The 18478-nt window shown below is 70.7% G+C and carries 18 protein-coding genes and 2 pseudogenes; 11 read left to right on the top strand and 9 right to left on the bottom strand.

Translation table 11 applies throughout. The features are described from left to right. The first annotated feature begins 10 nt into the window (after positions 1–10). The 3 genes and pseudogenes from ACZ63F_RS06085 to ACZ63F_RS06075 all read left to right on the top strand — a co-directional run. The gene (locus tag ACZ63F_RS06085) at positions 11–1534 is read left to right on the top strand and encodes a M81 family metallopeptidase (protein ID WP_469709113.1); all 1524 of its coding nucleotides are present in this window, start codon (positions 11–13) and stop codon (positions 1532–1534) included. Beyond that, positions 1531–2310, top strand: a complete 780-nt coding sequence (locus ACZ63F_RS06080; RefSeq protein WP_469709111.1) for a copper homeostasis protein CutC — start codon at positions 1531–1533, stop codon at positions 2308–2310. The genes ACZ63F_RS06085 and ACZ63F_RS06080 overlap by 4 nt, the downstream gene beginning before the upstream one ends. Before the next feature lie 129 nt (positions 2311–2439). Next, positions 2440–2715: pseudogene (locus tag ACZ63F_RS06075) on the top strand (TopoII/MutL transducer domain-containing protein); the annotation flags it as partial. Between the two features lie 95 nt (positions 2716–2810). Here the strand turns inward: ACZ63F_RS06075 and ACZ63F_RS06070 are convergent. Continuing rightward, on the bottom strand, positions 2811–4883 hold the full coding sequence (locus ACZ63F_RS06070; RefSeq protein WP_469709109.1) for a glycosyl hydrolase family 28-related protein: 2073 nt from the start codon (positions 4881–4883) through the stop codon (positions 2811–2813). A 597-nt stretch (positions 4884–5480) separates the two neighbouring features. On the opposite strand from ACZ63F_RS06070, the gene ACZ63F_RS06065 reads away from it, so the two are divergent. Next, complete coding sequence (locus tag ACZ63F_RS06065) at positions 5481–5642, top strand: hypothetical protein (protein ID WP_352357353.1); 162 nt, start codon at positions 5481–5483, stop codon at positions 5640–5642. A 113-nt stretch (positions 5643–5755) separates the two neighbouring features. On the opposite strand, the gene ACZ63F_RS06060 is transcribed toward ACZ63F_RS06065, so the two are convergent. Both ACZ63F_RS06060 and ACZ63F_RS06055 read right to left on the bottom strand, forming a co-directional pair. Further along, positions 5756–6826: an MBL fold metallo-hydrolase gene (locus ACZ63F_RS06060; protein ID WP_469709107.1), complete on the bottom strand. Its 1071-nt coding sequence runs from the start codon at positions 6824–6826 to the stop codon at positions 5756–5758. A gap of 111 nt (positions 6827–6937) precedes the next feature. Next, a complete protein-coding gene (locus ACZ63F_RS06055) occupies positions 6938–7468 on the bottom strand; it encodes a carbonic anhydrase (RefSeq protein WP_469709104.1) in 531 nt (176 codons plus the stop codon). Between the two features lie 270 nt (positions 7469–7738). Here ACZ63F_RS06055 and ACZ63F_RS06050 point away from each other — a divergent pair, with 270 nt between their 5' ends. Next, positions 7739–8269, top strand: coding sequence for a hypothetical protein (locus tag ACZ63F_RS06050; protein ID WP_469709103.1), 531 nt, complete (start codon positions 7739–7741; stop codon positions 8267–8269). A 48-nt stretch (positions 8270–8317) separates the two neighbouring features. Here ACZ63F_RS06050 and ACZ63F_RS06045 read toward each other — a convergent pair whose 3' ends face one another. Then, positions 8318–8758, bottom strand: coding sequence for a VOC family protein (locus tag ACZ63F_RS06045; RefSeq protein WP_469709101.1), 441 nt, complete (start codon positions 8756–8758; stop codon positions 8318–8320). Positions 8759–8946: 188 nt separating this feature from the next. Beyond that, positions 8947–9133 (bottom strand): annotated as a pseudogene (locus ACZ63F_RS06040) (hypothetical protein); the annotation flags it as partial. Between the two features lie 329 nt (positions 9134–9462). Between ACZ63F_RS06040 and ACZ63F_RS06035 the strand changes: the two are divergent. Together ACZ63F_RS06035 and ACZ63F_RS06030 are read left to right on the top strand one after the other, a co-directional pair. Next, a complete protein-coding gene (locus tag ACZ63F_RS06035; protein ID WP_469709099.1) occupies positions 9463–10362 on the top strand; it encodes an NAD-dependent protein deacetylase in 900 nt (299 codons plus the stop codon). A 123-nt stretch (positions 10363–10485) separates the two neighbouring features. After that, positions 10486–11841 (top strand): mycothione reductase, encoded by a 1356-nt coding sequence (locus ACZ63F_RS06030; RefSeq protein WP_469709098.1) that lies wholly within the window; start codon positions 10486–10488, stop codon positions 11839–11841. Between the two features lie 74 nt (positions 11842–11915). Here ACZ63F_RS06030 and ACZ63F_RS06025 read toward each other — a convergent pair whose 3' ends face one another. Next, positions 11916–12935 (bottom strand): alcohol dehydrogenase catalytic domain-containing protein, encoded by a 1020-nt coding sequence (locus tag ACZ63F_RS06025; protein ID WP_469709096.1) that lies wholly within the window; start codon positions 12933–12935, stop codon positions 11916–11918. Between the two features lie 183 nt (positions 12936–13118). Between ACZ63F_RS06025 and ACZ63F_RS06020 the strand changes: the two genes are divergently transcribed. Further along, positions 13119–13691, top strand: a complete 573-nt coding sequence (locus tag ACZ63F_RS06020) for a TetR/AcrR family transcriptional regulator (RefSeq protein WP_469709094.1) — start codon at positions 13119–13121, stop codon at positions 13689–13691. Positions 13692–13783: 92 nt separating this feature from the next. On the opposite strand, the gene ACZ63F_RS06015 is transcribed toward ACZ63F_RS06020, so the two are convergent. Further along, positions 13784–14041 carry a hypothetical protein gene (locus ACZ63F_RS06015; protein ID WP_469709091.1) on the bottom strand — a complete coding sequence of 86 codons (258 nt, stop codon included), beginning with the start codon at positions 14039–14041 and terminating at the stop codon, positions 13784–13786. Between the two features lie 581 nt (positions 14042–14622). Here ACZ63F_RS06015 and ACZ63F_RS06010 point away from each other — a divergent pair. Next, positions 14623–15378 (top strand): hypothetical protein, encoded by a 756-nt coding sequence (locus tag ACZ63F_RS06010; protein ID WP_469709089.1) that lies wholly within the window; start codon positions 14623–14625, stop codon positions 15376–15378. Next, complete coding sequence (locus ACZ63F_RS06005; RefSeq protein ID WP_469709344.1) at positions 15354–16637, top strand: epoxide hydrolase family protein; 1284 nt, start codon at positions 15354–15356, stop codon at positions 16635–16637. The genes ACZ63F_RS06010 and ACZ63F_RS06005 overlap by 25 nt, the downstream gene beginning before the upstream one ends. On the opposite strand, the gene ACZ63F_RS06000 is transcribed toward ACZ63F_RS06005, so the two are convergent. Continuing rightward, positions 16573–17538 (bottom strand): ISL3 family transposase, encoded by a 966-nt coding sequence (locus ACZ63F_RS06000; RefSeq protein ID WP_469709087.1) that lies wholly within the window; start codon positions 17536–17538, stop codon positions 16573–16575. The genes ACZ63F_RS06005 and ACZ63F_RS06000 overlap by 65 nt on opposite strands. Next, complete coding sequence (locus ACZ63F_RS05995) at positions 17472–17834, bottom strand: transposase family protein (RefSeq protein ID WP_469709085.1); 363 nt, start codon at positions 17832–17834, stop codon at positions 17472–17474. Before ACZ63F_RS05995 ends, ACZ63F_RS06000 begins: the two co-directional genes overlap by 67 nt. 30 nt (positions 17835–17864) lie before the next feature. Between ACZ63F_RS05995 and ACZ63F_RS05990 the strand changes: the two genes are divergently transcribed. Next, a complete protein-coding gene (locus ACZ63F_RS05990) occupies positions 17865–18473 on the top strand; it encodes a YdeI/OmpD-associated family protein (protein WP_469709083.1) in 609 nt (202 codons plus the stop codon). Positions 18474–18478: the final 5 nt, after the last annotated feature.

The following is an 18478-nucleotide window of genomic DNA, read 5'->3' as shown; positions in this document are numbered from 1 at the left end:
ACGAGGAGCCATGACGCACACCCGCACCGCCGTCGCCCGTCCCGTCATCGCCATAGCCGGCCTCGGCATCGAGTCCTCGACCTTCTCCCCCGCCCGCACCGAGGCACCCGCCTTCCATCCCGCGCGCGGCGCCGAGGTGTTCGACCGGTATCCCTTCCTCGCCTCGGGCCAGGAGCTGCGCGAGGCCGCCGAATGGCACGGCGCGCTGGTCGGCAAGTCACTGCCGGGCGGCACCGTCACCGCCGCCGCCTGGACGGCGCTCACCGACGAACTGATCGAACGCCTCGCCGCACTCCCCCGGCTGGACGGCCTCTGGTACGACATCCACGGCGCCATGACCGTCGAGGGGATCGACGACGCCGAGGCCGTGCTGCTGGAGCGCATCCGTGCCGTCGTCGGCCCGGACGTGACCGTCTCCACCTCGATGGACCTGCACGGCAACGTCTCCCGTGAACTCGCCCACCGCAGCGACCTGATCACCTGCTACCGGACGGCCCCGCACGAGGACCACCTGGAGACCAAGGAACGCGCCGTGCGCAACCTGGTCGACCTTCTCGTCTCCGGCGGTCCCCGCCCGGTCAAGGCGTGGGTGCCGGTCCCCGTACTGCTGGCCGGCGAGCAGACCTCCACCCGGATCGAACCCGCGAGGAGCGTGTACGCGGCGGTCGACGAGGTCGAGGCCACCGCGGGGGTGACGGACGCGGCGATCTGGGTGGGCTACGCGTGGGCGGACGAGCCCCGCAACCGTGCGGTGGTGGTCGTCACCGGCGACGACACGGCCGCGGTCACCGCCGGCGCCGAGCGGCTTGCCCGCGGCTTCTGGGACGCCCGCGACGAGTTCGGCTTCGTCGCCCCGACCGGCACCTACGACGAACTCCTCGACGAGGCCCTCGCCTCCGACCGGCGGCCGTACTTCATCAGCGACACCGGCGACAACCCGACGGCGGGCGGCGCCGGTGACGTCACGTGGGGGCTGACCCGGCTGCTGGAGCGGCCCGAGTTCCAGAAGGAGGACGGGCCGACCGTCATCTACGCCTCGGTGCCCGGGCCCGCCGCGATCGAGGCCGCCGTCGCCGCGGGCGTCGGGGCCACGGTCACCGTCACCGCCGGTGCCGAGGTCGACGCCCGGCACGCGGGCCCCGTCACCCTGACCGGGGTGGTGCACGCGATACGGCACGGCGACCGGGACGCCGAGACCGAGGTCGTCGTCCGGGTCGGCAGCGTGCACGCGATCCTCACCAGGCTGCGCAAGCCGTACCACCACGAGCACGACTTCACCGACCTCGGCCTCGACCCGCGCTCCGCCGACATCGTGATCGTCAAGATCGGCTATCTGGAGCCCGAGCTGTTCGACATGTCGGTCGGCTGGAAGATGGCCCTCACCCCCGGCGGTGTCGACCAGGATCTGCTGCGCCTCGGCCACCGCCGCATCCGCCGCCCGATGTTCCCCTTCGACCGCGACATGCCGGCGCCGGACCTGACGGCCCGGATCATCCCGGCCTCCGACCAGCCGCTCACCGGGGACGACGAGTGAACGCGCCCACCGTGCCCGCACTGGAGATCGCCGTCACCTCACCGGCCGGCGCCCGCGTCGCCCTGGACCACGGAGCCGATCGCGTCGAACTCTGCACCGGTCTGGAACTGGGCGGTCTGACCCCGTCGGCCGCCCTGGTCGAGGCGGTCGCCGCCGTGGGCCTGCCGGTCCAGGTACTGGTCCGGTGCCGGCCGGGCGACTTCGTCTACGACGCCGAGGAGATCGCGCTGATGGCCGCCGAGGTGCGGTCCGTGATCGCCTCCGGCGCCTCGGGTGTGGTCGTGGGCGCGCTCGCCGCCGACGGCACCCTCGACACCGAGGCCGTCACCCGCCTCGCCCGGGCGGCCCAGTGCGCGGGCCGTCGCGTCGAGGTGACGCTGCACCGCGCGGTCGACGTGTCCGTGGACCCCGTCGCCACGGCGGCGCTGCTGCCCGCGCTGGGGCTCACCCGGGTGCTCAGCTCGGGCGGCGCCGCGGCCGCCGGACAGGGGCTGGAGCGCCTGGCCGCCATGGTCGAGGCTGCACCCGGTGTGCAGGTGATGGCGGGCGGCGGCGTACGGCCGTCGGACATACCGGCGTTGACGTCCGCCGGGGTGGCCGCCGTCCACCTGTCGGCGAAGCGCCGAGCGGAGCCCTCGCGCGAAGTCGCGTGGGTTCCGCTCGGCGCCTCCGGTTCGGCGGCCGACCAGGACACGCACTTCGTCACCGACCCTGCGGTGGTCGCCGAGGCCAGGAGGATGCTGGCGACCCGGACGACGGTCTGCCCGTCCCGGTGAACGGCGGTCCGCCCCCCACCGCGGTGAGCGGCCCACAGCGCTCCGGCGGAAAGTGCGCCGGTCCGTCGACGGCGACCACGTCCACGCCGACGGACCGGTTGCCCAGGCCGGCGTGGAGGACGTGGACCCGTGTCCAGCCGGCACGGCCGAAGGTACGGAGGCCCGGACGGTGGAGGTGGCACGACGTCGACGAGCGCACCCGGAGGGCACATCCGCAGATTCGCCGACAACTCGCCCACCCCGCAGGACGGCACCCATGTCGCCGGCTTCCTCGACGGGGTGGCGGCGGCGGTCGACACCTTCGCGCGGGAGCGGCGGCTGCCGACGCCAGGAGGTCCCCATGTCGGCCCCGACCGGATCGGCGCACACCTGACGGCGGTGGTCTCGGTGAGACTCGACCGTCCCGAGTCCGAGGGCAGCCACCCACAGCACGCTGGGCCTCCCACCGGTGGAGGCGGCCCGTCGTCCCGTGACGGCCTGGCTACGTCATCCGTCGCGCCTCACCAAGGTGCCGGGGCCGGTGGCGGGACCACCGTGGGCCGGTCGTCGCAGGTGATGGTGTTCGGCAGTTCCCAGGATGCCAGCCAGGGGCCGGTCGTGCCGCCGCCGTCGTTGCCGCCGAGGTCGTTCACCGTGAACTCGGAGCCGAAGACGGGGAAGTTGAAGGAACCGCAGTTGTTGATGCCGACCGCGCCGACGTTGCGGGCGTCCACGTTCTCGAAGGTCGCCGATCCCGCGGAGCGGGCGCTGAGCACGGAGGTGCCGGTGCCGTCCACGCGGATGTCCTGGAAGCGGACGCCCCGGATCGCGTACTTGTCCTTCACCGGGAAGTCGGAGACCAGCATGATCGCGTTGTAGGTGTTGTCGAGGAAGTGGTCGCCGGTGACCCGGATGTCGGCGTCGATGTCCCCTTCCAGGGCGTAGAACCAGATGGCTCCCAGGCCGATCTTCCAGTTGAGCTCGAACGGCCCCGAGCGGACGGTGGTGTTGTCCGAGATCTTCAGATAGCCGGTGAACGGCTCCGCGCCGAACCGGGAGCCGACCTGGATGGCGCTGCCCTCTCTGATCGGGTCGGCTATGAGGTTGCCGGTGACCGTGTTGTCCGTGCCGCCGTACAGGGCGATGCCGTTGGCGAGGACCGGGGTCTGCACGGTGTTGTGGGCGAAGACGTCGCGTGCGTCGCCCGTCTTCTCCGACCACATGGCCAGACCGTCGTCTCCGGTGTTGCGGACGAAGGTGTCCGAGACATTCGAATCCGTCACGCCGGTATGGAAGTTGAGGCCGTCGGCGATCTGGTCGGCGATCTGCGTGCGGGTGACCCGCAGACGGGTCATCGGGCCGTCGAACCACATGCCGACCTTGGTGTGGTGGAGGTAGAGGCCGTCGATCGTCGAGTCGCTGAGCGCGCCGCCGATGGCGTTGACCTGGTCGGTGTCGATGCGTTCGCGTACGTCGCCCTCGACGGCGAGGCCCGACAGGTGGACGTCGTGGCTGCCGCCGTCCGCGGCGTCCCTGCCGTAGAAGCCCACCCCGGTGTGGACCGAGCCGTCGGGGGCGGGGGTGTCGAGGGTGACCTGGTGGCCCTTGACGATCGTGTACCAGCTGCCGGCCCCGACGATCGTCACGTCGTCCACGACGATGTGACGGTTCACCTGGTACGTGCCCGGCGGCAGGTACACCTTGAGGTGCCGCTTCTTCGCGTAGGCGACGGCCCGGTCGAAGGCGTCGCCCGCGTCACGCCGGCCGGTGGGGTCGGCTCCGAAGGCGACGACGTTCGCGGCATGTGTCTCCACGTGGGGCGCGCGGACGAGTTGTGTGTCGAGCAGGTCGATGACGGTCCAGGCGGCAGTACTGTTCCTGGGCGCGGTGAGGCGGATGGTGTCGCCGGCCGCGAACCGCTTGCCGAGCAGCAGCCTCTGCTCGTCGTAGAAGTGGCTCGGCCGGAACGGCTTGTCGATGGTGGGCGCCGGGGTGGTGGCGGCGGGCACACAACCGCATTCGGTGATCCACCAGTCGGGGTGCAGCAGGTCGCCCTGGGGGTCGTTGCTGAACGGGTACTGGTTGTAGAGCCAGGAGTACTGCGAGGTGAGGGTCATCGTGGTGCGGTGGCGGCCGTCCACGGCGACGTCGAGGGGTGCGGTGATGCCGCCGCCTCCGGGAGCGTCGGGGATGCTGTACCGCACGGTGAGGGCGTTGGCCGCGTGGGGCAGGGTGAACTCGACGTACTGGCCCGGCTTCAGACGCACCGCCGTGCGGCCGGACGCCTCCGAGGGCAGTGTGTAGGCGGTGCGGTCGGGGCCGATGACGGTGCCGTCCGTCGCCGCGTTCTCCGCCTCCTGTTCGTCGAAGTCCACCGCGGCGCCGCGCCCCGCGACGAGGGCGGGGTCGAGTCCTGCCCGGGTGATCACCGGGGAGCCCGCACCGCCGGCGTGTCCCGACGCCGCCGGGGCCGGAGCGCCGAGGCCGAGCACGAGTCCGGCGGTGACCGCGGTCAGCGCCACCAGGGTCCGAACCGGTCTTCGCGCACGGCCTCTCAGCCGCTCCGAAGCCACGTGCTGGGTGTACCGCGCCATCGGGTTCTCGTTTCTCTAGGAGCTCTCTAGGAGCGGAGGTCACCGAGGGCAGCTCGGTGCGCGGCGAGCACGACGGGAACGGGCCGTGCCGCTGCGTACCGGGACATTAGGGCGCGACAAGACAGCCGGACAAGACAACGGACACTTCTTTCCATGCCCAAGTGGGATTCCTGCAAGAATTTGTCGATTCCTTGCAACGTCCAGGGGTCGCTGGTCACTGTTTCCCCCCGTCGGCAACAAAAGCAGCAGGTGGCCCCGGGACCATTGCTCATCACCCTGTGACCTGCGATGATCCAGCCACGATCCGTGATCATGGGGGGAAGACGAAGCATGGGACGCTTGAGACCGGGCAGTCACAGCATCGCGCCCCGCCGGAGTGTGAGACGACCGCGCGTCGCACTCCTGGCGGCATTGGGCATCACTGCCATCTTCGTTACGGGGTGCGGTAGTTCGAGTGACGATGAAGGACTCCCGGTGCGGTTGGTCAACGACTCGGCCTGGGACACTCACGTATTCGGCTGTACGTCATGCGGAAAGCACGGTCTCGGGGTCGTGGCGGGCAGCTACGGCGGGTGGACCGAAGAACGCGCATGGCCCGTGACGTACAAGGTGGTCGTCCGAGGAGCGGAATCGGTCTGCCCGGTCATCGACCCCAAGCCCGCCAAGGCGGCCGGCGAAGTCGGCACCCGGGACATCATCTACGTGGTGGACAAGACGGGGAAGTGTGTCGCAGGCCCCGCCAGCTTGGACGATCTCTGACGTTGGCATGTGCGGGGTCGGCCGTCTCGGTGTGCGCACGTCTCACGGTTCTCCGCAGGGTCGAGAGCCCGTCTCCGCAGAGACGGGAGCCGGTGGCGCCGCTGGACTGGGGATCAGGCGGCGCCCGCCTGTGGGGCGTTGAGAGTGTAGGTGGTGCCGACGCTGGTCTGCACCCATGCGTCGGGAAGGGCCGCCGCGAGGGTGTGCTGGGCGCGCCACCCGGTGCAGTGGCCGGGGACGATCAGCTCGGGTGCGAGTTCGGTGAGCGCTGCCACCGTCGGGCCGATGACCGGCTCGAAGGCGGGCCCGCTCAGGTGAAAGCCGCCGATGAGGGCCAGCAGTCTGCCGACGCCGGTCAGCCTCATGGCGTGCCGGACGATGTTGACCACTCCGGCGTGGCCGCACCCGGTGACGACGACAAGTCCCCGGCCGCGCACGTTGATGACGAGTGCCTGGTCGTCGATGACCAGGGGGTCGTGCCGCCAGCCGCTTCCGTCCCAGGCCTGGTGGGCCCGCGGCATGCCGCGCTCGAACTCGGTGACGCGGTCCACCTCGCCGGTGATCAGGACGCCGCCGGCCAGCAGCGACGGCTGCCGTCGCTCGATGACCTCGAACCCCTCGCGCTCCAGGGCACCGCGTGACAGCGTGGGCATCTCCAGGCGTTCGCCTGTGGGCAGTTCGAGGCGGCGGCGGGTCCAGACCGCGGGATGGAGGGTCAGCGGCAGACCGGAGCGCCCGCGCAACCGGGCCAGGCCGTCGAAGCCGCCCGCGTGGTCGAAGTGCCCGTGGCTGAGCACGACGCCCTGCAGGCCGCCGACATCGATGCCGAGTCGTTCGGCGTTCACCGCCAGCGCGTCCGGGGACGCGCCGGTGTCGAACAGCAGCGTGCTGCTCGCGTTCCCGCTGCGGACGGTGACCAGGGCGGAGAAGCCGTGCTCGGCTCGCAGCCCCGCGACCGCCCCGCCGCCGGCGAACTGCGGCGCGGCGGTCCGCCCGGTACCGACCGGCGCCCGGGTGACGCCTTCGGCAGAGGCCAGCAGGGCGTCGAAGGTGTTGTCGACCATCGTCGTGACCGTGACCTCGTCGACTTCCGGCAGCGTCACCGGGTCGACAGCCGGTCCCTCCGCGACGCGAGGCGCCGACCAGGCCGCCTCGGCCGCCGGGTGCCCGTGATCGTCACACATGCCGGAAAGCGCCTCCTCACCGGTACGACCGGCCGGGGCAGCAGATCCCGGTACCGGCCACAGGCCCTCGGCGATCGCGCCGACCTGAGCGGCCGCGCGCACCGCGCGGTGTCATACTTCCACTCGCACGGGCGGGACGACGACATCGACGAGCCCGGTCACCACGTCGTACACGAGCCCCGAGACGAAGACGCCGGCCGGAAGCTTCCGTTCGAGGATGTCGACGTCGACGCGGACGGCGGCGAACGGGTCGGTGACCGCCTTGGTGTCCAGGTCTCCGGCCGGAACCTCGAAGTAGTCGGCCAGCAGGTCGGGGAACGCGGCCAGGTCGGTGATCCCGCAGTCGGTGTGGTGCAGGACCGCGTAGTGGACACCGCCCGGGCGAGGGCCGTGTGTGCGGGCCTGGACGACCTTCGAGAGCATCCCCAGCGTCCGGAGCGTCGAGGGCGTGACCCGTCCTCCGACGTTGCGGATCACCGCTGCCTCGCCGATCTCGAGACCGAGCACGTCGGACGGGTCGACACGGGGATCGACGCATCCGATGACCGTCAGACCGCCGCTGGGCATGAGCCCCAGGCCGGCGAAGGATCCGCCGTCGGCGAACCCGGCATTGCGCCGGACCAGCTCATCCGTGTCGATCACTGTGACGACACCCCTCTGCACTACGAGCCCGAACCCCGGCGATGGCGACGGCACCGCCACACACCAACCACCCTGGACCGCCCCCGCCCCGCACGCCACCCGCCCGGGCGGTACCGGCGATCCGGTCGGTCCGGGCGCCGCGGCCGTGCGTTCCTGGGGTGCGGGCGAAGGTGACCGGTGGGATTCTGTACTTCCTGGAAGGCAGGGGGCGGCAGCGCGAACCCAGGCAAGCACCGGCAGTTGCCCGAGGTGGTCGAAGTGAAGGGCATCATGACAGCAAGACGTCGACGACGACGGCCTCTCACGCCGCTGGACGCCGTCGTCGACGGCGTCCTCGCGGGCGTCACCGGGACGGTGTGCATGGACGCCACGCGCTATCTGCGGTATCGCCGCGCAGGAGGCACCGCCAGCCCCAAGGACTGGGAGTTCGCGCCGGTCGAGAACTGGGAAGAGGCACCGGATCCGGGCAAGGTGGCGAAGCGGCTGCTGGAGGGGTTCACCCAGCACGAGGTCCCTGACCGGTGGGCGTGGCTCCTGAGCACCGCGATGCACTGGTTCTACGGCTCGGCCTGGGGTGCGCTGTACGGGATCGCCGCCGGGTCGGTCCGGCGCCCGAATCCGTTGCTCGGCCTTCCCTTCGGCGCGGCTGTTTGTGCCAGTGCGTATCTGGTCCTGCCGCAGGCCGGGCTCTACCAGCAGGTCTGGACATACAGCCCCAGGACATTGGCCGACGACCTGAGCGCCCACCTCGTGTTCGGGCTGGGAGCCGGCACCTGCTTCTGGCTCATCAGCAGACACTGATGAACGGCCGGTGAAGCAGGCCGCCTTGCACGGGCCGGTTCCTCCGTCTCAGCGCAGCTGCTCGGCCAGTCCGACGATGATGCCCTCCGGGCCGCGGAGGTAGCAGAGCAGGACGCTGTCCTCGAACCGGGCGATCTCGCCGACCAGTTCGGCACCGTGCGGACGCAGCCGGGCGACGGTGTCCTCGATGTCGTCGACGGCGAACATGACGCGGTGCGTGCCCAGAATGTTGTGCGGCCGGTTGCGCGGCCCTGCGCTGATCGCCGCGGGGCTGCGGTACTTCGCCAGTTCGAGCCGGCCGTGACCGTCCGGGGTCCGGACCATCGCGATGTCACAGCGGACGCCGTCGAGTCCGGTGCACTGGTCGGCGAAGCGGCCCTCGACCTCCGCCCTGCCCTCCAGCTCCATGCCGAGCTCCACGAAGAACGCGATGGCGGCGTCCATGTCCTCGACGACGATGCCGACGTTGTCCATCCGCTGAATCGCCATGCTGGTCTCTCCCTCTCCGCATGCGGCCGGTGGCAGCCGCCGTCATCCCTGGGACGGAGCCGGCGACACGTTCTCGACATCCGCGGACCGCCGGAGCTCCGGTCTCCACCGGACAGCAGGACAGCAGATCCCGGGCGGCTGGAGGAAATCGGCCCGGGGCCCCCGCGTGAGGTTGTCGAAGACGGCGTGTCGGCGCCCGCGTCCGGGGCGGGCCGTCCCGGCCGGCCAGGACGGCCCGCCGCCTCGGGGGCCCGCCGGCAGCAGGGCGTCGAGGGCGCGTCGGAACACGTCCGCGGTCAGACCGGCCGGGACCTGCACCGGCGGTCCTTGGGAGGCGACCAGCAGGTGGGCGAGCGCGTGGCCGGCCGCGGCCTCGCCCGGCTGGTTCGTGCCGGCCGCGGGGGGGCCGAGCGGTGACGGCTCTGCATGTGACGTCTCCGCCGCTCGGGGCGGGCGCTGGTGCTGCCCGCGTCCTGGGCGCCCCCACGTCACGGTACGGGCCCGGCTTGCCGCCGGAGAGAACCTGGACGGCCTGGACCAGGCCGGCTGAAGCCCGCCGAAGGCCGGGCTGCGCGGGAGCTGAGCCGTCGCCCGCTGGCATTGTTCCGATGCCGCGGCGGTCCGCAGGACGGCCTGGGGGCCTGCCCCGCCGGATTCCGGGCCGGAGCGGGCCGTCGGCGCCGCCGACTCCGTACCCTGGCGGCATGCGCATGCGCCCCACCCTGAGCTGGACCCCTGCCGCGGATCTGCCGCCGGGCACCACCGACCTGGAACCGGTCGTCCAGGCGCTGAGCACCGGCGGTGTGCTGGTGCTGAGCGGCGCGGGGCTCTCCACGGAGTCAGGCATCCCGGACTACCGGGGCAAGGGCGGGAGCCTGACGCGGCACACCCCGATGACCTACCAGGACTTCACCGGTAGCGCCCACGCGCGGCGCCGCTACTGGGCGCGCAGCCACCTCGGCTGGCGCACCTTCGGCCGCGCCGTCCCCAACGCCGGGCACCGGGCCGTGTCCGCCTTCGCACGGCACGCCCGTGTCTCGGGGGTGATCACCCAGAACGTGGACGGCCTGCACCAGGCCGCCGGCAGCGAGGGTGTGGTGGAACTCCACGGCAGCCTGGACCGGGTCGTCTGCCTCTCCTGCGGCGTCTTCAGCCCGCGCGGCGAACTCGCCCGGCGGCTGGAGGCCGAGAACCCGGGCTTCGACCCGGTGGCCGCCGGGATCAACCCGGACGGTGACGCCGACCTCACCGACGCGCAGGTCGGGGATTTCCGTGTCGTGCCCTGCGCCCGCTGCGGCGGCGTCCTCAAACCGGACGTGGTGTTCTTCGGCGAGGCGGTCCCGCCGCAGCGTGTCGAGCACTGCCGGGGGCTGGTCCGTGACGCGTCCTCGCTGCTGGTCCTGGGCTCCTCGCTGACGGTGATGTCCGGGCTCCGGTTCGTCCGCCAGGCGCACCAGGAGGGGAAGCCGGTGCTGATCGTCAACCAGGACCCCACCCGGGGCGACCCGCTCGCCCGCACCCGGGTCGCGCTCCCCCTCGGGCCGGCCCTGACCGCCGTGGCCCACAGGTTGGGCATCCCCGTGGACGGCGGGTCCGCGGGCTGACACGGCGCCCGGGTCCGGCGGTGGTGGAAAGCGGCGCATGCGAACAGAATTGTGATCCGTAGGACCGTCTTCTCACAGCCGCGCACCGCAAGGCCGGTGTCCCGCCGACGGAGGGTGGAAGACATGCGGCACTACGACCTCGTCATCCTGGGGGCGGGCAGCGGCAACATGCTGCTGACCGAGGAGTTCGAGCATCTGCGGATCGCCATCGTCGAGCCGGACCGTTTCGGCGGCACGTGCCTGAACCGGGGGTGCATTCCGAGCAAGATGTTCGTCGTCGCCGCGGACGCCGCCGAGGGAGCGCGGGAGGCGCGGCGCCTCGGTGTCCACGCGAGTGTCTCGCCCGTCGACTGGAAGTCCGTCCGGGACCGCGTGTTCGACCGCATCGACCCGCTGCACCAGAGCGCCGTGGACTACCGCAGGAGCCAGGGCGTCGACGTGTTCACTGAGGCGGCCCGCTTCGTGGCCCCGAAGGTGCTCGAGGTCGGGGCGGAGCGGATCACCGCCGAGACCTTCGTCGTCGCCGTCGGGTCACGGCCGGTGGTGCCGGACATCCCGGGGCTGGACACCGTGCCCTTCCACACCTCGGACACGATCATGCGGATCGACGACCTGCCCGGCTCCATGCTGGTGCTCGGCGGCGGGTTCATCGCGGCCGAGTTCGGCCACGTGTTCGCTTCGTTCGGCGTGGCCGTCACCATCGTGCAGCGCGGGCCGCGCCTGCTCATGGGGGAGGACGAACAGGTGTCGCGCCGCTTCACCGAACTCGCCGCGCAGCGGCACCGTGTGCTGCTCGGCTCCGAGGCCGTCTCCTTCGCACCGAAGGGAGACGGTGTCGTGGCGCGGGTGGCGGGTCCGGACGGTGAGCACGCAGTGGAGGCCGACATGCTGCTGGTGGCCGTCGGCCGCAGGCCCAACACCGACCGGCTGCGGGCCGTCGACGGCGGGCTGGAGCTGGACGAGCACGGCCACGTCGTCAGCGACGGCGCCTACCGCACGTCCGTGCCCGGGGTGTGGGCACTCGGCGACGCGGTGAACCACTTCCAGCTCAAGCACGTGGCGAACGCCGAATCGCGGGTGGTGCGGCACAACATCCTCCATCCGCAGGAGGTGCGGACGCTGCCGAACGCGGTGGCGCCGCACGCGGTGTTCACCCACCCGCAGATCGCCGGTGTCGGCCTCACGGAGCAGGAGGCGCGGCGGCGCGGCATCGACTGCCTGGTGAGTGTCCGCGACTACGCCGACACCGCCTACGGCTGGGCCCTCGAGGACACCACCAGTTTCGTGAAGCTCCTCGCGAACCCCGCCGACCGCCTGCTCCTGGGCGCGCACATCATCGGGCCCCAGGCCGCCACCCTCATCCAGCCCCTGATCCAGGCCATGTCCCTGGGACTGACGGTGGACCGGATCGGGCACGACGTGCTGTACATCCACCCGGCCCTGACGGAGGCCGTCGAGCAGGCCCTGCTCGAGCTGTAGTCGGGCGCGGCGGGCGGTGCCGGCGCGGCCGATCAGGCGGTGACGATCAGGCGGTGACGATCAGATGGTGCCGATCAGGCGTTGACCTCGAGGACGACGCGGAAGCGTGCCTTGCCGGAGAGCATGTGCTCGTAGGCGTCCATGGCCCGCTCGAAGGGCATCCTCTCGATGGCGGGGCGGATGCCGTGGGCCAGGCTGAAGCCGAGGTTGTCCTCGTTCTCGATCGACGAGCCGGTCAGGCTGCCGACGATGCTCCGGGTACCGAAGATCAGGTCGGCGGTGGACACCGACAGCGGGTCGGGGGCGGCACCCACGACGACGAGCTTCCCGCCCGGCGCCAGACCGCGCAGCAGCGGGGTCATGGACGCGCCGCTCGACGCGGTGGCGACGACGAGCGAGGCGCCGCCCAGGCCGGCCAGTGCCTCCCCGGGGTCGGTCTCCGAGCTGTCGATGTACTCGTGAGCGCCCAGCTCACGGGCGAGTGGCTCCTTTTCCTTGCCGCGGGCGACTGCGGCGACCCGGTGACCGAGGCTGCGCGCGTACTGGAGGGCGAGGTGTCCCAGCCCGCCGATGCCCTGCACGGCCACCAGGCTGCCTGCCCTGACGGAGTCCTGCTGGAGGGCGGAGAAGGTGGTCAGACCGGCGCACAGCAGCGGGGCGGCCTCGGCCGCGGACATGCCGTCGGGGATGCGGACCAGACCGCTGGCGCGTGCGTAGGTCACCTCGGCGTAGCCGCCGTCGACGTTCGTGCCGGTCTGCCCCTGGTCGAGGCAGTTGACGAAGTCGCCCCGGCGGCACGGCTCGCACTCCCCGCAGTGCCCGTTCAGGAAGCCGACGCCGACGCGGTCGCCGGGGTGCCAGGCGGTGACGCCCGGCCCTACGGCGTCGATGACGCCCACGATCTCGTGGCCGGGCACGATCGGACTCGACGGGTCGGCGCGCAGGCCCTCCACGGCGAGGACGTCGGAGTGGCAGACCCCGCAGGTCTCCACCCGGAGGCGGACGTGTCCGGGCGCCGGATCGACCTGCTCGCGCTCGACCAGCCGCAGGTTGTGGACTCCGGTGGCCTCGAAGGCTCGGTAGGTGGTGGACATGGAGGCTCCTTGGTACCGCCCGCCGGAGGGGGTCCGGCGGGGCTCGGTGTGGGCGATGCCCTTTCAATATGACCGGTCGTCTTAGACGGCGTCAAGCCGCACCGCCCAAGGGTGCACGGCTGCCGCGTTCGGGGATTGACAGCAACCAAGACGACCGGACATATTGATAGGGAGGTGATCCGAATGGCACGTGCGTCCAAGCGCGAGGAGATCGCGCAGGCGGCACTGGAGCAGTTCCGCACCCGGGGGTTCAACGCCACCGGCATCAGCGACATCACCTCGGCCGCCGGCGCCCCGAAGGGTTCTTTCTACAACCACTTCGCGAGCAAGGAGGCCAGCGCCCTGGAGGCGCTGGACCGCTATGCCGCCGGCCTGCGCTTCGACATGCTCGACACGGCCGGGCGCCCCCCGCTGGAACGCCTCAGGGCGCACTTCGAGTTCATGGGCTCCGACACCCTGGACAGCGGTTTCGTCCGCGGCTGCCTGGTCGGCAACTTCGGCGCCGAGGTCGCCGACCACTCCGAGGAGATACGCTCGGCGGTCCAGCGCGGCTTCCGGCAGTGGGCCTCGCACATCGAGCGCGTCCTCACCGAAGCCCAGGAGTCGGGCGCGGTGAGCGCCTCGCTCGACGTGCCGGCGACGGCGCTGTTCATCCTCAGCGCATGGGAGGGCGCCCTGATCGCGGCCCGCGCCGACAAGTCGTCCGCCCCCGTCGACGCGTTCTTCCACATGGTCTTCGACGTCGTGCTGCGCTGAGCCCGCCCGTCACGGGGGAACCGCCCTGCGAGTAGCGCTCCGATGCCGTGCCGTGGTGGGGCGCTACTCGTCGTGGCTTTCTCGCTTCCCTCCTACGGCTGCGGGCGACTGCTCCAGATGACGCTGCGGTCCTCGCTTTCGAGATCGGATGCGACCGGGTCTTCTCCGCCGCGCTCAGCGGTGACGCTTCGGCACAGCACGAACCCCGATCCGCTTCCGGACCGGAGGACGACGGGCAGATGGAGCTCACTGCGCGACGGGGTGATTCCGGAGAATCCGAGAATCTCCTCGGCTTCGGTGCTGCTCGCGGCGCGGAGTTCGATCGACTTGTACTGCTGGACCAGCTGCATGGCGCTCACCCCTTCGAAACGCAGGTCCAGGCATACGGTGTCCACGCTGTCGGGAACGGCTCGAAGAAGCAGCTGGGAATGACCGACACCGTATCGCCAGACCCTGAAGGTCCGATCGGATCTGAACATCACAGCCGAACTCACGGCCGCGATCGGGCCGCTATTTGAAGGGGTTGGCATCTACGTCACCTCCCTTGTACCAGGTGATCCTGTCCCACGCTTCCGGAGACTGACTGATCTTGCAGAGCTCCCAGTTCGTCAGTTTCGCGAAGCCGCTCGGATCGACCGCCTTCCCCGCGCGGGCCGTGGCAACGGGGTCCCTGATTCCGTCCAAGTTGAACGAGATCTTCGTCGTGGATTCCGAAGAAAGGTACGCCTCGAACTTCTTGTACCACGGGCCATTGCCGGGCCAGTCGTGCTAGGTCAACGCCGCTCGACGTGCCCGAAATCGCCGCCGGTGGCGGCTCCGCGCTGCGGCAGTGGCGTCTCCCCGACCCCCCGTTGGTCCGTGAGGCGTCGGAGGACGACTACATCCCGTTGATCACGACGGCGCCCTCGCCGTACACACCGAATCGCGGCTGGTGCGGCACAACATCCTCCATCCGCAGCACGTGCGGACGCTGCCGAACGCGGTGGCACCGCACGCGGTGTTCACCCACCCGCAGATCGCCGGTGTCGGCCTCACGGAGCAGGAGGCGCGGCGGCGCGGCATCGACTGCCTGGTGAGTGTCCGCGACTACGCCGACACCGCCTACGGCTGGGCCCTCGAGGACACCACCAGTTTCGTGAAGCTCCTCGCGAACCCCGCCGACCGCCTGCTCCTGGGCGCGCACATCATCGGGCCCCAGGCCGCCACCCTCATCCAGCCCGGCGTACTCGCCGAAGCCCGGGAGTCCGGCGCGGTGAGCGCCTTGCTCGACGTGCCGGCGACCGCGCTGTTCATCCTCAGCGCCGGGGGGCGCCCTGATCGCGGCCCGCGCCGACAAGTCGTCCGCCCCCGTCGACGCGTTCTTCCACATGGTCTTCGACGTCGTGCTGCGCCGAGCCGCGCTGATCACCGGAGCTGCGCCGAAACGACGCATGCTGTCACTCTCGCGAGTTGCACGGTCACACACGGACAGATAGCGTTACTTGCAGTGAAGTACCGCGATCTGCGGTTCTCGACATGCGCGCACTCCCTCTCCGTGCCGACGAGTCGACTTATTGAAGCCACACTCCCTCCGCACAATCCGCGACTGCGGACCCACCCAGGAATTCTTCAGGGAGATCCACCGTGCCCGAGTTTCCTCGTTCGTACTCCCGCAGGAATTTCATGGCCGCGTCGGCGACCGCGGTGACCACCGCGACAGGGGCTTTGGGTCTCCGGGCCTGGCGCGATTCCGGAGAACCTGAATCGCCGAGTGAGCGGCAGAGTGTCCGCCCCTTTCACGTGAACGTCCCGGAGCAGGAACTGGATGACCTCCGTCGGCGCATCAAGGCGACGCGATGGCCCGACCGCGAGACCGTCCGCGACCAGTCCCAGGGTGTCCAACTGGCCACGATGAAGGAGCTCGCCCACTACTGGGCAACGGCATACGACTGGCGGAAGATCGAGACGAAGCTCAACTCCCTGCCGATGTACATGACGCAGATCGACGGACTCGACATCCAGTTCATCCACGTCCGCTCTCGCCACGCCGAGGCCCTCCCGGTCGTCCTGACCCATGGCTGGCCGGGCTCCATCCTGGAGTTCCTGAAGGTCATCGGACCGCTCAGCGACCCCACCGCCCACGGAGGCCGCGCCGAGGACGCCTTTCACCTCGTCATACCGTCGATGCCCGGATACGGCTTCTCGGAACGGCCGACCGCCACCGGCTGGAATCCCGACCGCATCGCGCGTGCGTGGACCGTGCTGATGGAACGTCTGGGCTACCGGCACTACGTCTCCCAGGGCGGGGACTGGGGCGCGGTGATCTCCGACAAGATGGCCGTGCAGAAGCCCTCCGGACTGCTCGGAATCCACGTGAACTTCCCGGCCACCATCCCGCCGGACATCGCGAAGAAGCTCGCTTGCGGTGACCCGGCACCCGCCGGTCTCAGCCCGGACGAGAAGGCGGCCTACGGCCAGATGGCCGCCCTCTACAAGACGGGATCCGGCTACTCGGCCATGATGGTCACCCGCCCGCAGACCGAGGGATACGGGCTGACGGACTCGCCCGTCGGACTGGCCGCCTGGATGTACGACAAATTCGCGGCATGGACATACAGCGGCGGCCACCCCGAGCGCGTACTCACCAAGGACGAGATGCTCGACGACATCACCCTCTACTGGGTGACGAACACCGCGGTCTCCTCGTCACGCCTCTACTGGGAGAACAACGCCAACAACTTCAACGCCGTGTCCGTGTCGATCCCGGCCGCCATCACGGTGTTCCCCGGCGAGATCTACCAGGCCCCGCGCAGCTGGGCGTCACGCGCCTACCACGACCTCTTCTACTACCACCGTGCCCGCAGCGGGGGCCACTTCGCGGCCTGGGAGGTCCCGGGCATCTTCACGGACGAACTCCGCGGCGCGTTCGCACCGCTGCGCGGCTCCCGGCAGTCCGCCGGCAAGTAGACGCTCCGCGGACAACTGTCTGGCGCCTGGCGAGCTGGTGGACTTCGGGGATGTCGGAGTCCGCGCACCAGGTGAGGAACTTCCAGCGGGCGTGGCCGACTTGGTGGCGGCCGGCTCCGGTGCGGGCCAGGGCGAGGAGGGTGCGCAGGTCCTCCTCGGCGATCCAGGCCGTCAGCAGCGTCTGCCCGATCTTTCCCTCGCCCAGGAGCGTGTTCCACGTGGTGGCGAACTGCTCGTCGGTGAGGTCCTCGCGGTTGCGCAGAAGCCGCCGTCTGGCCTTCCACTCCGGGTCGCTCGCCCGTCCGCGCCGGCCGCGGGTCTCGGCGGTGGTACGGCGTCTGAGCATGGACAGCATCTTGTTGGCGAGCTGGACCACGTGGAAGTGGTCGACCACGACGGTGACGTGCGGCAGGCCGATGCGGATCGCGGCGCGGTAGGTGGCCGACATGTCGATGGCGACGTAGCCGATGCTCTTTCTCCAGTCCAGGTCGGTGGTGGCGAGCCAGGCCAGGACGTCGGCGGCGGTGCGGCCCTCGACCTGTCCGAGCAGCCCGCGGTGGCCGAGGGCGTCGACGAAGCCGGTGTGCCACCGATCCCGGGTCAGGCGCCACTTGCCGGTATCCGCATCCTGTTCCCAGCGGGGCTGTCCGCGCCGGATCTCGTCGATGCCCAGGACTGCGACTTGCGGCAGAGGTGCCTCGGTGACGTCGCGGGCCTGCGTGCGGAAGGCTTCCATCGCGGTCGGCCAGGACAGATGCAGATCCCGCGCGGCCTGGATGACCGTGCAGCCGGCATTCCGTATGCGGCGCCCGGCCGCACCCCGCAGCCGGGCGGTCAGCCTGGCACCGGCCGGGATCTGCTCGGTGAAGGACCGGCGAGGCAGTCGGCCTCGCGGCACCACCGGCGGCGCTTGTGCCAGCGGAACTCCAGTCCGCTCTCGCCGTAAGGGAGATCGCGCGGCCGGGTCACCGCCGAGCCTTTCACCCGGGTGGCGAACACACCGCAGGCCGGGCAGGTTAGCCGTCTCGTCGGCCGTGACCAGGTGGCCCCTGCGCCCCCCGTCAGCCAGGCGCTCGACCCGCATGACGGACACCCCGTCCAGATCGAGCAGCAACGTCGTCTCGTTGACCAAGCCGGTGGCTCCTGCGTGATTGCTCTGCGTCGAGAACGGAAATGATCACGCAGGCCCCCGGGCATCCTGCATCCGGGGCCGTGCCCGAATGCGTCATGGCAATCGGCCGGGTGTGGTTCCCTGCTGGGGTGACTCAGGACTTGGAGATCGTCGCATTCGAATCCGCCGAGGCATTCCAGGCATGGCTCGGCGAGAACCACGCCGTCTCGTCCGGCGTCTGGCTCAAGCTTCGCAGGAAGGCCCCCGGAATCGTCGCGCTGGACTACGCCCAGGCGCTCGACGTGGCACTCTGCTACGGCTGGATCGACGGCCAGAAGGCCAAGTTCGACGACCAGTGGTGGCTCCAGCGGTTCACCCCGCGCAAGCCGCGTAGCAAGTGGTCCAAGGGCAACCGGGACAAGGCGGCCGCCCTGATCGAGCAGGGCCGGATGCATCCCCCGGGGCAGGCCGAAGTCGACCGCGCCAAGGCGGACGGCCGCTGGGAGGCAGCCTACGACGGTGCGAAGACCGCCACGGTGCCGGACGACCTCGCGGCGGCCCTGACCGCCGACCCGGCCGCGGCGGAGTTCTTCGAGACACTGGACCGGCAGAACCGCTACGCGATCCTGTACAGGGTCCAAGACGCCAAGAAGCCCGAGACCCGGGCGCGCCGGATAGAGAAGTACGTGGTGATGCTGGCGAAGGGCGAGAAGCTGTACCCCTAGTCCCG

The organism is Streptomyces sp. NPDC104761, assembly GCF_055583445.1.
Note: the sequence above shows the minus strand (reverse complement) of the source record. Positions and strands in the feature narration are given on the sequence as shown.

Bases quoted from the DNA above. Each gene is read 5' to 3' on its own strand.
- ACZ63F_RS05995 (WP_469709085.1), bottom strand. From the start codon at position 17,834: ATGCCCGGGGGCCTGCGTGATCATTTCCGTTCTCGACGCAGAGCAATC.
- ACZ63F_RS06050 (WP_469709103.1), top strand. From the start codon at position 7,739: ATGACAGCAAGACGTCGACGACGACGGCCTCTCACGCCGCTGGACGCC.
- ACZ63F_RS06060 (WP_469709107.1), bottom strand. From the start codon at position 6,826: ATGTGTGACGATCACGGGCACCCGGCGGCCGAGGCGGCCTGGTCGGCG.
- ACZ63F_RS06030 (WP_469709098.1), top strand. From the start codon at position 10,486: ATGCGGCACTACGACCTCGTCATCCTGGGGGCGGGCAGCGGCAACATG.
- ACZ63F_RS06070 (WP_469709109.1), bottom strand. From the start codon at position 4,883: ATGGCGCGGTACACCCAGCACGTGGCTTCGGAGCGGCTGAGAGGCCGT.
- ACZ63F_RS06045 (WP_469709101.1), bottom strand. From the start codon at position 8,758: ATGGCGATTCAGCGGATGGACAACGTCGGCATCGTCGTCGAGGACATG.
- ACZ63F_RS06025 (WP_469709096.1), bottom strand. From the start codon at position 12,935: ATGTCCACCACCTACCGAGCCTTCGAGGCCACCGGAGTCCACAACCTG.
- ACZ63F_RS06020 (WP_469709094.1), top strand. From the start codon at position 13,119: ATGGCACGTGCGTCCAAGCGCGAGGAGATCGCGCAGGCGGCACTGGAG.
- ACZ63F_RS06015 (WP_469709091.1), bottom strand. From the start codon at position 14,041: ATGCAGCTGGTCCAGCAGTACAAGTCGATCGAACTCCGCGCCGCGAGC.
- ACZ63F_RS05990 (WP_469709083.1), top strand. From the start codon at position 17,865: ATGGCAATCGGCCGGGTGTGGTTCCCTGCTGGGGTGACTCAGGACTTG.
- ACZ63F_RS06005 (WP_469709344.1), top strand. From the start codon at position 15,354: ATGGCCGCGTCGGCGACCGCGGTGACCACCGCGACAGGGGCTTTGGGT.
- ACZ63F_RS06035 (WP_469709099.1), top strand. From the start codon at position 9,463: ATGCGCATGCGCCCCACCCTGAGCTGGACCCCTGCCGCGGATCTGCCG.
- ACZ63F_RS06085 (WP_469709113.1), top strand. From the start codon at position 11: ATGACGCACACCCGCACCGCCGTCGCCCGTCCCGTCATCGCCATAGCC.